Source organism: Cytobacillus gottheilii (assembly GCF_018582665.1).
In the GTDB taxonomy this organism is placed as follows: Bacteria; Bacillota; Bacilli; order Bacillales; family Cytobacillaceae; genus Cytobacillus; species Cytobacillus gottheilii.
The window spans coordinates 17,501-30,392 of sequence record NZ_CP071709.1 but is presented as its reverse complement, the minus strand read 5'-3'; the positions used below and the strand labels follow the sequence as shown (position 1 = coordinate 30,392).

Below are 12,892 nucleotides of genomic sequence, written 5' to 3'. Positions count from 1 at the left end.
AAACCTCCATTATTTTAGTCTTTAATTTCAAGCAGTTCATCACCAAATAGTTTCTTTGCTTCAGCAATAAATGGCTCCTCTTCCCTTGCTTCAAAACCATCATCGCCATCTGAATCATCACGCTGGTTTTGAATAAAACTTTCTCTGATATCCATCCACTGTTCATCTGGGACACCAACCATCTGCATTCTCTTTCCGATCAATTCGTAAAGAGAGTTCGTCAGTGTTTCAAGGAATCGGCTATTATCCATAGCCATTTGACAGTGTATTTCGTATTTAAATTTTATAATAAAAGCCTGATCTGAGGCTGCTACAGGCTCAGCTTCATTAAGTAGCGCTGCCTGTGATCTCATTTGATTATGAACGAGTTTGTCCAGCATTTCTCCCCAGCGGCTTTTAATACTAATAAGATCCTGCTTTGTTGCATTCTTTAAGATTTCATTTATTTTCCCGCTTGGTGCCTGGTAGCCTTTACGTGAATTTCTCGTCTGCTTCTTTGCCACAGGCTGCTCAGCAGGTTCTTTTGCCGAAACGCCATTTTTCCTTAACTCCAGCACTTCCTGCTCCAGCTGATTGATTTTATCTAAAAGCGGCTTCATATCCGCACTAGAAGCAGGCGAACCACTGCGCTCCAACTGGCAGAGCTTCATAATGGCTACCTCAAGGAAAATTCTCGGATGGTTTGTCCATCTCATTTCCTGCTGTGATTTGCTCAGCACTTCTATAAGTTCATAGATCTCTTCCGCATTGATTTCATCGGAAAGAGATTTGAAGTCATCATCCAGCATAACTCTCTCCATCGACTCTTCAAGAGTTGGTGCTGCTTTGTATAAGAGCATATCCCGATAATATAAGATGAAGTCTTCAATAAAACGCGATGGGTCTTTCCCTTGAAACAGCAGTTCCTCCAATGCCTCTAAGCCGGCAGCAGCATCCTTTTGCTGAACAGCCGATGCTAGCCTGTTAAGGAAATTCTGTGAAACCGCGCCAGTTACCATTAGTGCGTCCTCTTCAGAAACCTTCCCGTCACTGAATGATATAGCCTGATCGAGCAAGCTTAAAGCATCACGCATACCGCCCTCTGCTGCTCTGGCGACAATTTGCAATGCCTTTTCATCATATTGTATGCCAGTTTCATCTACAATCAGCTTCATTCTGCCAACAATAGCCTGTGCAGTAATTCGCTTAAAATCGAATCTTTGACATCTGGAAATGATGGTAAGAGGAATTTTATGAGGCTCTGTTGTTGCCAGTATAAAAATAACATGCTTCGGCGGTTCTTCCAATGTTTTTAATAAAGCATTAAAAGCTCCAATGGAAAGCATATGAACTTCATCGACAATATAGACCTTATACTTTACTGAGCTTGGTGCATACTTCACTTTATCACGAATATCCCGAATCTCTTCGACACCGTTATTGGATGCGGCATCAATTTCAATCACATCCGGAATGGATCCATCTGTAATGCCCCTGCATGCCGAACATTCGTTGCAAGGTTCATTAATAGGTGCACGTTCACAGTTAACGGCTTTGGCTAAAATTTTCGCCGCACTCGTTTTTCCTGTTCCGCGCGGCCCAGAGAATAGGTATGCATGTGAAATTTTATTGTGAAGCAGGGCGTTCTGCAATGTCTTTGTCACATGTTCCTGTCCGACTACATCAATAAATTGCTGCGGACGCCAAACACGATATAAAGCCTGATAGCTCATTGACACGCCCCCTTCCTAATTTATTGTCTTGTCTATTATAACTTATAAAAAAGTGTTTTTCCAAAACCAAATGTAAAAAACTCACCCTAAATATAGAGTGAGTTTGTACTTATTCATATAACTGCCGTGCACCTTCCGTCGACTGATGCCCATAAGCGTTACTTAAGCAGTTAGCTCAGCCCAGGCAACCCTGCGGCACATGGGAGCGTCCACTTAATGCTGCTTCCTTCCGGACCTGACATGGTTCATGGATTCCCATTGCGCAGGACCCGGGCGTCAACACCACTTACTTAAGGCAGACCCTACAGGATACCAGCCTCAGGAAGGGATTCAGCCTCGCTAGAGCGGATTGCGAGTACAGGGCACCGCTACCTCCCCGCCTAGCACGGCAAAGTTGATACCAATATTAAGGCGTCTTATCGACGCATAATTAGTATACTAATATTCAATATAAAAAGCAACGCTTATCCATTGTCAATTTCTGTAACGCGGTCTGTCCCTTGTCTGCTCAGCCTTTTTGCTTCCTTTTTCCGGTTTCTCAGTTCTCTGAAAAAGGCTGAAAGCAATTCACCGCACTCCTCTGCAAGAACCCCGGAAACAACTTCGCTTTGGTGATTAAACCGGCTTTCCTGCAGCAGATTCATCAGTGTCCCCGCACAGCCGCCCTTCGGATCTTTTGCTCCATATACTGTCCGCTTAACTCTAGATAAGACAATTGCACCAGAACACATCGGGCACGGCTCTAATGTAACATATAAAACCGCATCCTCCAGTCGCCATGTCCCGAGCTGCTGACAGGCTGCATCAATAGCAAGAAGTTCCGCATGTGCAAGTGCGTTTTGATCTGTTTCCCGCAGATTATGGGCTCTTGCTACGATTTCACCATTATGGACAATCACCGCTCCAATCGGGACTTCATCAAGCAGCTCTGCCTTTTTGGCTTCCTTTATTGCTTCCTTCATATAATACTCATCTTCATTGTATTCCACTTGCATTCACTCCCGCACCACCCTCTTGAAGCACCGTATGATTAAAAACCTAATTTTAAACTACACTAACGCTAAAGGCGGTGATTAAATTATGACCAAACCTATAGCTCCTGCTCTCATTATTATAGATATGATCAATGACTTTCAATTTAAAGAAGGTGCTTTATTAGCAGAAAAAGCAGATCACCTTACAGTACCCATTAATGCCTTAAGGGCTTATTTTCACCATCATCATCACCCGGTCATTTATGTAAATGATCACTATAATTTATGGCAGGCAAATCTTTATAAAATTATCGATTATTGCAGTAATGATATAAGTGATAAAGTCATTCAAAAAATCCAGCCTCGTGATGACGAGTATTTTTTAATTAAGCCGAAGCATTCTGGATTTTTTGGAACAGCATTAAATACTCTGCTGAATCAGCTTAACATTGATACGCTGTATTTAGCAGGAATTGCTGGGAATATTTGCGTCCTTTTTACCGCCAATGATGCTTATATGCGCGAATATCAATTGGTCGTGCCCGAAAATTGTATTGCATCCAATTGTGATGAAGATAATCAATATGCTCTTCTCATGATGAATCAGGTGCTAAAAGCAAATATTGATCCCATTTCTGAAGATAATTATAACATTACTGGCAAGTTCCCTTCATAAAATGGTAGCAGTGTGTGTAATAAGGAGGGAATTGCTATGCAAATTCATGTTGTTCGTCCTGGTCAGTCATTAACAAGTATTGCAGGGGCCTTTGGCACAACCGCAGAAGACCTGATAGAAGCAAATGAACTACCCAATCCTAATAATCTGGTCGTCGGCCAAACACTTGTTATTCCGATCGTCGGCAGCTTTTACTGGGTTCAGCCCGGTGATAGTCTTTATTCCATTTCCCAGCGTTTTGGTTTAACTTATCAAGAATTAGCTAGGATTAATGGCTTGTCTGTTAACCAGCCTCTGCAAGTTGGCTTCCGTCTTTATATTCCACAGCAGCCCAAAGTTGCTGCAGAATTTAATGCCTATGTAGAGCCGCGGGGAACCACCGTTGCTCCCGCCCTTGAGGAAGCTGCACGTGAAGCTGCTCCTTATTTAACCTATCTGGCTCCATTTAATTTTCAGGCTCTTCGGGATGGTTCTCTGCGTGAGCCGCTCTTAAATGACTTTCCTGCTATTGCCGCAGCGAACAACAATGTTTTAATGATGGTCATCTCCAATCAGGAAAATGACCAGTTCAGCGACGAGCTTGGCCGCATTCTTCTGAATGATATGGAAGTGCAAAATCGATTCTTAAATAATATTGTGGAAACAGCACGAAAATATGGCTTTCGCGATATTCACTTTGACTTTGAATACTTGCGCCCAGCAGATCGCGAAGCATATAACCAATTTCTCCGTCGCGCAAAACAGCGATTCCAAGCGGAAGGCTGGCTGCTCTCCACAGCTCTTGCTCCCAAAACAAGTGCTGAACAGCAAGGTGCCTGGTATGAGGCGCATGATTACCGGGCACATGGGGAGATTGCAGACTTTGTGGTCATCATGACGTACGAATGGGGCTATAGCGGCGGGCCTGCCATGGCCGTATCTCCGATTGGCCCGGTTCGAGACGTGCTAGAATATGCGATTAGCGAAATGCCTTCAACCAAAATTTTAATGGGGCAAAACTTATATGGATACGATTGGACTTTGCCCTTTGTGCAAGGATCAGTCGCAAGAGCAGTCAGTCCGCAGCAGGCGATCCAAATTGCAGCTGATAATAATGTAGCGATTCAGTATGATACACGTGCACAAGCACCTTTCTTCCGCTACAGGGATAATGAAGGAAGAGATCATGAAGTATGGTTCGAGGACGGCCGTTCCATTCAGGCTAAATTCGACCTGGTAAAGGAGCTTAACTTAAGGGGAGTGAGCTACTGGAAGCTAGGTCTAGCCTTTCCGCAAAACTGGCTCCTCATCTCTGATAATTTTAACGTGACAAAAAGAGCTTAAAAGCAGATATTCGTACGTTGAACAGCTTTCCTTCAGAGGAAGCTGTTTTTCTTTTCTCCTATATTTTCCCCCATATCACAGCATATTAAAATGTGGTAAAATAGTTAGACGTGCTTAAAATTGATTATTAAATAAATCCCATAATCGTATGTGGCGGGTGAGTAGGAGGATATCATGGGGGAAATACCTTTTTTAACTGTAGAAGGACCAATTGGTGTGGGCAAGACATCACTTGCGAAAGCAATCTCTGAACACTATCAATTCACACTCTTAAAAGAGATTGTTGACGAGAACCCTTTTTTAGGGAAATTCTACGATAATATTGAAGAATGGAGCTTTCAAACGGAAATGTTTTTTCTTTGCAACCGTTATAAGCAGCTTAGCGACATTCATCATCATTATTTAAATAAAAACAAGCCTGTTGTGGCAGATTATCATATATTCAAAAACCTTATTTTTGCGCAAAGATCTCTGAATGAAAGTGAATATAATAAATACTTAAAGATCTATGATATTTTAACAGCAGATATGCCCAAACCAAATGTCATCATCTATTTGGATGCGAGTCTTGAAACGCTCTTAGATCGAATTAAAATGCGCGGCAGAGAAATTGAGAAAAATATTAGCCCATTATATTTAGAGCAATTATCGATTGATTATCAAAATGCTATGAATGATTTTGAAGCTAAGCATCCAGATATTCCTGTCCTTCGCTTTAACGGTGATAATCTTGACTTTGTAAAAAATAAAGAAGACTTACTCCATATTTATAATGAGCTATCGAATGCATTAGAAAAGAAAAAATGCATTGACCATAAGAATTAAAAGGGGCCTAATGGATATGAACTTAAGAGAAAAGTACAATATACCTGCAAATTCGGTTATTACGATTGCCGGCACAGTGGGTGTCGGAAAATCTACGATGACTAACGCATTAGCAAATGCACTTAATTTCCGCACTTCCTTTGAAAAGGTTGATACGAATCCTTATTTGGACAAGTTTTATGCTGATTTTGAACGCTGGAGCTTCCACCTGCAAATTTACTTTCTTGCTGAACGCTTTAAGGAACAAAAAAGAATTTTTGAGTATGGCGGAGGCTTTATTCAAGATCGTTCTATTTATGAGGATACTGGCATTTTTGCAAAAATGCACTTTGAAAAAGGGACGATGTCTCCTGTTGACTATGAAACGTACACAAGTCTCTTTGATGCGATGGTCATGACTCCTTACTTCCCTCATCCAGACTTGCTGATTTATTTAGAAGGTTCTATTGAAGACATTTTAGAACGTATTCATGAACGCGGCCGTCCAATGGAGCAGCAGACACCTGTAGAATACTGGAAGGAAATGCATCAGCGTTATGAATCATGGATTGATGGCTTTAATGCTTGCCCAGTCCTGCGCTTGAACATTAATGAATATGACATTATTGCGCAGGAAGGATCCATTGAACCGATTATCGAACGCATCTCCCACTTTATGAAACAAACACAATTACTAAAGAAATAAACCGCTGAAAATCAGCGGTTTATTTTTTTCTATGGAAAGAGATTCCGGACAAAAGGAAAACCGCTACTGAAACAGCAGCGGTTAGATAATCTCCATATATTTATGCGCGTGTAATGTCAAATATAATGGCGGAGGAAGAGGGATTCGAACCCCCGCGCGGTTTAACCCGCCTGTCGGTTTTCAAGACCGATCCCTTCAGCCGGACTTGGGTATTCCTCCGTATCGACAAGAATTAATATAACATGTACAAAAATGAAAGTCAACATTATTTTAATATTTTTTTGAGCGGGCAAAACACCCGCTCAAAATGGCTTTATTTATGCTGGAGAAATAACATCTCTGTTCCCCATATATGGGCGTAAAACTTCTGGAATGACCACACTGCCGTCAGCCTGCTGATAATTTTCTAAAATAGCGGCAACCGTACGGCCGAGCGCAAGGCCAGAACCGTTTAATGTATGAACATGCTCTGGTTTGCCCTTTGGATCACGGCGGAAGCGAATGTTTGCTCGGCGTGCCTGGAATGCCTCAAAGTTACTGCAAGAAGAAATCTCACGGTATGTGTTATAACTTGGAATCCAAACCTCGATATCATACTTCTTCGCTGCTGTAAAACCTAAATCTCCTGTACACATGCTCATTACACGGTATGGCAGACCAAGCAGCTGCAGAACCTTCTCGGCATCCTTTGTTAAGCTTTCTAACGCAGCATAAGAATCTTCTGGTTTAACAAATTTCACAAGTTCTACTTTATTAAATTGGTGCTGACGGATGAGACCTCTTGTGTCTCGTCCTGCTGAACCTGCCTCAGAACGGAAGCAGGCACTAAATGCTGCATATTGAACAGGTAGCTGTCCTCCATCCATAATCTCGTCACGGTGCATATTTGTAACCGGTACCTCAGCTGTTGGGATCAGGAAATAGTCTTCACTTTCAATTAAGAAAGCATCCTCCTCGAATTTCGGAAGCTGACCTGTTCCTGTCATGCTTGCACGGTTTACCATGTATGGCGGCAAGACTTCCTCATATCCATTTTCCTCTGTATGAAGATCAAGCATAAAGTTAAATAACGCACGCTCAAGACGAGCTCCCAGCCCTTTATAAAAAACAAAACGGCTGCCTGTTACTTTGCTGGCTCTTTCAAAATCTAAAATACCAAGAGTATCTGCTACATCCCAGTGCGGCTTTGGTTCAAAGTCAAATTCCTTTACTTCTCCCCAGTTCCAAGCCTCTACATTATCATCCTCTGTTTCACCGACAGGAACACTCTCATGCGGGATGTTCGGGATGCTTAGGAGCAATAGATTTAGTTCTTCTTCAACAGCACGCTGCTCTTCATCAAGAGTTTTAATACGGTCTCCTACCTCACGCATTTCAGCAATTAATTGGTCCGCATCCTTTTTTTCACGTTTTAAAAGAGCGACCCGCTGAGACACTTCATTTCTTCTGCTCTTCAGCTGCTCTGCCTCAACGATAATTTCACGTCTTTTTACATCCAGATCTTCAAACTTATTTAAATCTGTTAAATCCTCTCCGCGATGCTGCAGCTTTTCTTTAACACCTTCAAAATCTGCTCTTAATACTTTAATATCCAGCATGTTTTCTGCCTCCTAATGTTTTATAGAACACAAAAAACTCCCGTCCCCAAAAAAGGGACGAGAGTTACCCGCGTTGCCACCCTAGTTGAAAGCATGAGCCTTCCACCTTAATTCTGTAACGGTATTAACCGGGAGCTATTACTCACAAATGCTTTCCAAGCTCCGCTCAAGGATGGATTCACAAGCCACATTCGCCGATTTCCACCAACCATCGGCTCTCTAGAGAATGACATACCTGCTACTGCTTCCTCTCAATGCTTTCACTATACGTTTTAGTAATTCATAATTTACTACAATTATGCCTCATTTGCAACTCTATTATGCTTAGAATTTGAAAGTCATTGTTTTGCTAATGGCTTTTTCGCTTCTTTTACCATATTAATAAAATACTGAGTTAGTCGATGATCATCAGTTAATTCAGGATGAAATGAACAGCCGAGAAACTGGCCTTCTCTTGCGGCCACAATCCGCCCTTCATGTTTAGCTAATACCTCAACATTTTCACCAGCTTCGACAATATGCGGCGCTCGGATAAAGACAGCTGTGAAATCTTCAGCTACATCGGCAATATCTAAGTCTGCTTCAAAGCTCTCTTTTTGCCTGCCAAAAGAATTTCTCTCCACCTTCACATTTAAAGCTCCGATATGCGGCTCTTCATAGCCAATAATTTGCTTTGCCAATAATATTAAACCTGCACATGTGCCAAACATAGGTTTACCTGAATCCGCAAACTCTTTGAGTTTTGGCATGAAGTCGTACTTATCAATCAGCCGGCGCATCGTTGTGCTTTCTCCGCCAGGGATGATTAGACCATCAGCCTCTTCCAGCTGCTCTATCTTTTTAATAACGATCGCTTCTGCTCCACAGCTTTCAATTGAACGGACATGTTCTCTTACTGCACCTTGCAGTCCTAATACCCCTATTTTTATCATTGTATCTGCTCCTTACCAGCCGCGCTCCTGCATTCTTGCTTCTGGAGCCAGGGAAGAAATTTCAATTCCCTTCATTGGCGTGCCAAGTTCTTTAGATAATTCAGCAATCAGCTTATAATCCTGATAATGTGTTGTTGCTTCTACAATCGCACGAGCAAACTTAGCTGGATTCTCTGATTTAAAAATACCAGAACCGACAAATACACCATCAGCACCTAACTCCATCATAAGTGCTGCATCTGCTGGCGTTGCAACTCCTCCCGCTGCAAAGTTTACAACTGGCAGACTGCCTAAGCTGCGGATTTCAAGAAGCAATTCATAAGGAGCACCTAAAAGCTTTGCTTCTGTCATGAGTTCATCTTCGCTCATGTTCGATACTTTGCGCACTTGTGCATTAACCTTTCTCATATGGCGGACTGCTTCAACGATATTTCCTGTTCCTGGTTCACCTTTTGTGCGAAGCATTGAAGCTCCTTCACCAATTCTGCGAAGTGCCTCTCCAAGATCCCGGCATCCGCAGACAAATGGAACTGTATAATCTCTTTTATTTAAATGATATTCTTCATCTGCTGGAGTTAAAACTTCACTTTCATCTATGTAATCTACACCCATTGCCTCGAGCACACGTGCTTCGACAATATGACCAATTCTAGCTTTAGCCATAACCGGTATAGAAACAGCGTTCATTACTTCTTCCATAATACGAGGATCTGCCATTCTAGCGACACCGCCTGCAGCACGGATATCAGATGGTACTCGCTCTAACGCCATTACAGCAACAGCGCCAGCCTCTTCTGCAATTTTCGCCTGTTCTGCATTCACAACGTCCATAATCACGCCGCCTTTTTGCATTTCTGCCATGCCGCGCTTAACTCGATCTGTACCTGTTTTCATGTTAATCCCCCTTATCCTTGCCATCTTTTTAATTGATGGATCTCTTCCATTATAAATTGAATCTTCTAAAAGGAAAATACAATTTATCTGATCGGATAAATCTGTTTAGAAAAAGATATCCTCTTAACCAAAACTTTTTCATAAAAAAGAACCCTGTCAGTGACAGGATTCCTTATACTTACACAAATATTCAGCGAAAATTAAAACCAGCCCTTTACAGTGGAAGATACACTGCCCCAGATGTCGCTAAAGAAGCCTCCCACACCTCTCATGGAGAGCACAAACCAGTTTGCCTTCTCTACGTCCTCTGCAGCTATAACATCGACTGTAATGGTGCTCTGTCCTGCTTCAGATAGGAAGTCCATCTCCCCATCTGCACCTTCCAGTGTTAATTCACCAATCTTATCACCTTTTTTTACTGGAGCAGTCAGCTGACCATCTTCATTTAATTTATCTTCATCAATCACAAGTACGGGTTTATAATTTTCTGCTTCCCCGTTCTTTACGATTAAAGATATCGCTTCAGCTGTTTCAATGTTCACTTGATCTTCTTTACCCTTTACAACTGGCAATGATTCAGTTCCTTTTACCGTATAGCCTGCTGGGAGAATTTCTTCCTCACTAAAATTAGCAAAGCCATAATCAAGCATTTTCTTCGTTTCATCAAATCTGGATTTATAAGATGCTGAACCATCATCATCCTTCGCATTCATGACAACAGTAATATAGCGGGTACCATCACGCAAAGCGGTACCTGTAAAGCAATAGCCGGCAAAATCAGTTGTACCTGTTTTAAGGCCATCTACGCCTTCATAACCATATACGAGATCAGGAAGCATCCAGTTCCAGTTTTCCATTTCAATTCTATCATCTGTGCCTTCTCTAAAGACTTTCTCAGGAATACTAGTCGTTTCAAGTATTTCTGGGTACTCATTAATAAGAGCAGAAGCTAGCTTGGCAGTAGCTCTTGCAGACATAACATTTTCCTCATCCGGATTGCCAGCAGGAATTGTCCCTTTTAAATCTCTGTTATTTAAACCAGTAGAGTTGACAAATTTATAATCTTTTAAGCCAAGCTCCTCTGCCTTTTCATTCATCATTTTTACAAAATTAGTTTCTGAACCAGCAATGGTTTCAGCAATAGCTATAGTAGCACCATTTGCTGAGTAAATAGACATTGCCTCATATAGTTCTTTAATGTTATAAGTACCGTCTCTTCTTAACGGTACATTTGATAATGCTGTATCTTGTGAAACTTTCCATACATATTCACTTACCGCATATTCTTGATCCCATGTAACTCTGCCTTCTTCAATAGCTTCTAGCAGCAAGTATTCTGTCATAATTTTAGTCATGCTTGCAATTCCAAGCACTTTGTCTGCATCTTTAGAGTAAAGAACCTTTCCCGTTTCTGCCTCTACTAATATAGCGGCATCTCCATTGATGCTAAGTACATCCTCTGCTTTTACTGCCCCTATACCAGGGAGAAGACTAAATGCCATAACAAGTGTTAGTAACCCTACAACAAACTGACGATAAAAAGTTCTTTTCAACCTAAAGACCTCCAACTATTTTTTGCAGCTTTTGTTATTTTATCATAACTCTATTACAAAAAGTAGCTTGAGTATTTACCTATTCTTGTCTGCAATTATTAAAAACTCTATTGCTTTTGTATGAGTTTATCAGGAACATTTGGTAAAGGCTCTGTTCATAACCACAAATAAAAAAAGGCAGAGAACGTGATGTCTCTGCCCGGCATACATTTTATTGAATAGAATAGTTTGGTGATTCTTTTGTAATCTGTACATCATGCGGGTGGCTTTCTCTTAATCCAGCGCCAGTCATGCGGATGAATTGTGCGTTTTCCCGTAATTCTGTTAGGTCTTTCGTTCCACAGTAACCCATACCAGAACGAAGTCCGCCAATCAGCTGATAGATTGTATCTGATAATGGCCCTTTATAAGGAAGTCGGCCTTCAATACCTTCTGGCACAAACTTTTTATTGTCCTCTTGGAAATAACGATCCTTAGATCCTTTTTCCATTGCCCCTACTGATCCCATTCCGCGGTATACTTTAAAGCGGCGACCTTGGAAAATTTCTGTTTCTCCAGGGCTTTCTGATACACCAGCAAGCAAGCTGCCAAGCATTACAGCATGTCCGCCTGCAGCGAGTGCTTTAACGATATCTCCAGAGTATTTAATACCGCCATCAGCAATAATCGTTTTTCCATGTTTTCTTGCCTCTGTAGCACAATCATAAACAGCTGTAATCTGTGGTACACCGACACCTGCTACAACTCTTGTTGTACAGATGGATCCTGGCCCAATGCCGACTTTAACTACATCGACACCCGCTTCAATTAACTCTCGGGTAGCATCTGCAGTAGCGACATTACCTGCAATAATAGCTAGTTTAGGGTATGCACTGCGAATTTCTTTGACTGTATCAATAACACCTTTTGAATGCCCATGTGCTGTATCCACAACAATGACATCGACCTGTGCTTTTGCAAGCATTTCAATACGCTTCATGGTATCTTTCGTTACGCCTACTGCGGCACCTGCCAGCAATCTTCCCTTCTCATCCTTAGCTGAATGAGGGAACTCAATCACTTTTTCGATATCCTTGATTGTAATTAATCCTTGCAATGTTCCTTCTTGATCAACAAGTGGAAGTTTTTCAATTTTGTATTTTTGCAGAATCTTTTCTGCTTCATCCAATGTTGTACCTACTGGTGCAGTAACAAGATTTTCTTTTGTCATCACATCAGATATTTTAATAGAAAAATCTTGAATAAAACGAAGATCACGATTTGTTAAAATTCCCACAAGCTTTCGTTCATCTTGATTATTAACAATCGGAACGCCGGAAATTCTGTATTTTCCCATTAAATGCTCAGCATCAAAAACTTGCTGTTCAGGAGTAAGGAAAAATGGGTCTGTAATAACGCCGCTTTCGGAGCGCTTTACTTTATCAACCAAGTCCGCCTGCTGCTCAATTGACATATTCTTATGAATAATGCCAAGTCCGCCTTGTCGAGCCATTGCAATGGCCATCTCAGCCTCAGTTACTGTGTCCATTCCGGCACTGATAATTGGAATATTAAGCTTGATCTTTTCAGTCAACTGAACACTTAAGTTTACATCCTTCGGCAATACCTCAGATTTTGCTGGTACAAGTAAAACATCATCAAACGTTAAACCTTCTTTAACGAACTTATTTTCCCACATATTTTTCCCTCCTAGACGAAAATATTATTAGTAGGTTATCAA

11 protein-coding genes, 1 tRNA gene, 1 other RNA gene and 1 other annotated feature are annotated in these 12,892 nt (G+C 41.5%); of the genes, 4 read left to right on the top strand and 9 right to left on the bottom strand.

Translation table 11 applies throughout. The features are described from left to right. Positions 1-14 precede the first annotated feature (14 nt). The 3 genes from dnaX to tadA form a co-directional block, all read right to left on the bottom strand. Complete coding sequence (gene dnaX / locus J1899_RS00135; protein ID WP_214476836.1) at positions 15-1,712, bottom strand: DNA polymerase III subunit gamma/tau; 1,698 nt, start codon at positions 1,710-1,712, stop codon at positions 15-17. A 124-nt stretch (positions 1,713-1,836) separates the two neighbouring features. Continuing rightward, positions 1,837-2,101: signal recognition particle sRNA large type (ffs, locus tag J1899_RS00130), an RNA gene on the bottom strand. Between the two features lie 75 nt (positions 2,102-2,176). After that, complete coding sequence (gene tadA / locus J1899_RS00125; RefSeq protein ID WP_214476834.1) at positions 2,177-2,707, bottom strand: tRNA adenosine(34) deaminase TadA; 531 nt, start codon at positions 2,705-2,707, stop codon at positions 2,177-2,179. An 85-nt stretch (positions 2,708-2,792) separates the two neighbouring features. On the opposite strand from tadA, the gene J1899_RS00120 reads away from it, so the two are divergent. From J1899_RS00120 to J1899_RS00105, 4 genes are all read left to right on the top strand, one after another. Beyond that, positions 2,793-3,362: a cysteine hydrolase family protein gene (locus J1899_RS00120; RefSeq protein ID WP_066441828.1), complete on the top strand. Its 570-nt coding sequence runs from the start codon at positions 2,793-2,795 to the stop codon at positions 3,360-3,362. Positions 3,363-3,398: 36 nt separating this feature from the next. Next, positions 3,399-4,685, top strand: a complete 1,287-nt coding sequence (locus tag J1899_RS00115; protein ID WP_214476832.1) for a glycoside hydrolase family 18 protein — start codon at positions 3,399-3,401, stop codon at positions 4,683-4,685. Positions 4,686-4,859: 174 nt separating this feature from the next. Next, positions 4,860-5,510: a deoxynucleoside kinase gene (locus tag J1899_RS00110; RefSeq protein ID WP_066441831.1), complete on the top strand. Its 651-nt coding sequence runs from the start codon at positions 4,860-4,862 to the stop codon at positions 5,508-5,510. 16 nt (positions 5,511-5,526) lie between these two features. Further along, entirely contained in the window at positions 5,527-6,195 is a 669-nt protein-coding gene (locus J1899_RS00105) for a deoxynucleoside kinase (RefSeq protein WP_066441832.1), read from the top strand. A 126-nt stretch (positions 6,196-6,321) separates the two neighbouring features. Here the strand turns inward: J1899_RS00105 and J1899_RS00100 are convergent. From J1899_RS00100 to guaB, 6 genes are all read right to left on the bottom strand, one after another. Then, a tRNA-Ser gene (locus J1899_RS00100) sits at positions 6,322-6,414 on the bottom strand. A gap of 98 nt (positions 6,415-6,512) precedes the next feature. Continuing rightward, positions 6,513-7,793, bottom strand: coding sequence for a serine--tRNA ligase (serS, locus tag J1899_RS00095; RefSeq protein ID WP_214476830.1), 1,281 nt, complete (start codon positions 7,791-7,793; stop codon positions 6,513-6,515). Positions 7,794-7,843: 50 nt separating this feature from the next. Then, positions 7,844-8,057: a binding site (T-box leader), on the bottom strand. Positions 8,058-8,131: 74 nt separating this feature from the next. Further along, a complete protein-coding gene (pdxT, locus tag J1899_RS00090) occupies positions 8,132-8,725 on the bottom strand; it encodes a pyridoxal 5'-phosphate synthase glutaminase subunit PdxT (protein ID WP_214476829.1) in 594 nt (197 codons plus the stop codon). 12 nt (positions 8,726-8,737) lie between these two features. Then, positions 8,738-9,619: a pyridoxal 5'-phosphate synthase lyase subunit PdxS gene (gene pdxS, locus J1899_RS00085; RefSeq protein ID WP_214476827.1), complete on the bottom strand. Its 882-nt coding sequence runs from the start codon at positions 9,617-9,619 to the stop codon at positions 8,738-8,740. Positions 9,620-9,819: 200 nt separating this feature from the next. Beyond that, positions 9,820-11,121, bottom strand: a complete 1,302-nt coding sequence (locus J1899_RS00080; RefSeq protein WP_214478706.1) for a D-alanyl-D-alanine carboxypeptidase family protein — start codon at positions 11,119-11,121, stop codon at positions 9,820-9,822. Positions 11,122-11,383: 262 nt separating this feature from the next. After that, entirely contained in the window at positions 11,384-12,850 is a 1,467-nt protein-coding gene (gene guaB / locus J1899_RS00075; RefSeq protein ID WP_066441840.1) for an IMP dehydrogenase, read from the bottom strand. Between the last annotated feature and the right edge of the window lie 42 nt (positions 12,851-12,892).

What these genes read in the sequence shown, in the direction of transcription:
- dnaX (WP_214476836.1), bottom strand. Translation starts at nt 1,712, where the DNA reads ATGAGCTATCAGGCTTTATATCGTGTTTGGCGTCCGCAGCAATTTATT.
- tadA (WP_214476834.1), bottom strand. Translation starts at nt 2,707, where the DNA reads ATGCAAGTGGAATACAATGAAGATGAGTATTATATGAAGGAAGCAATA.
- J1899_RS00120 (WP_066441828.1), top strand. Translation starts at nt 2,793, where the DNA reads ATGACCAAACCTATAGCTCCTGCTCTCATTATTATAGATATGATCAAT.
- J1899_RS00115 (WP_214476832.1), top strand. Translation starts at nt 3,399, where the DNA reads ATGCAAATTCATGTTGTTCGTCCTGGTCAGTCATTAACAAGTATTGCA.
- J1899_RS00110 (WP_066441831.1), top strand. Translation starts at nt 4,860, where the DNA reads ATGGGGGAAATACCTTTTTTAACTGTAGAAGGACCAATTGGTGTGGGC.
- J1899_RS00105 (WP_066441832.1), top strand. Translation starts at nt 5,527, where the DNA reads ATGAACTTAAGAGAAAAGTACAATATACCTGCAAATTCGGTTATTACG.
- serS (WP_214476830.1), bottom strand. Translation starts at nt 7,793, where the DNA reads ATGCTGGATATTAAAGTATTAAGAGCAGATTTTGAAGGTGTTAAAGAA.
- pdxT (WP_214476829.1), bottom strand. Translation starts at nt 8,725, where the DNA reads ATGATAAAAATAGGGGTATTAGGACTGCAAGGTGCAGTAAGAGAACAT.
- pdxS (WP_214476827.1), bottom strand. Translation starts at nt 9,619, where the DNA reads ATGAAAACAGGTACAGATCGAGTTAAGCGCGGCATGGCAGAAATGCAA.
- J1899_RS00080 (WP_214478706.1), bottom strand. Translation starts at nt 11,121, where the DNA reads ATGGCATTTAGTCTTCTCCCTGGTATAGGGGCAGTAAAAGCAGAGGAT.
- guaB (WP_066441840.1), bottom strand. Translation starts at nt 12,850, where the DNA reads ATGTGGGAAAATAAGTTCGTTAAAGAAGGTTTAACGTTTGATGATGTT.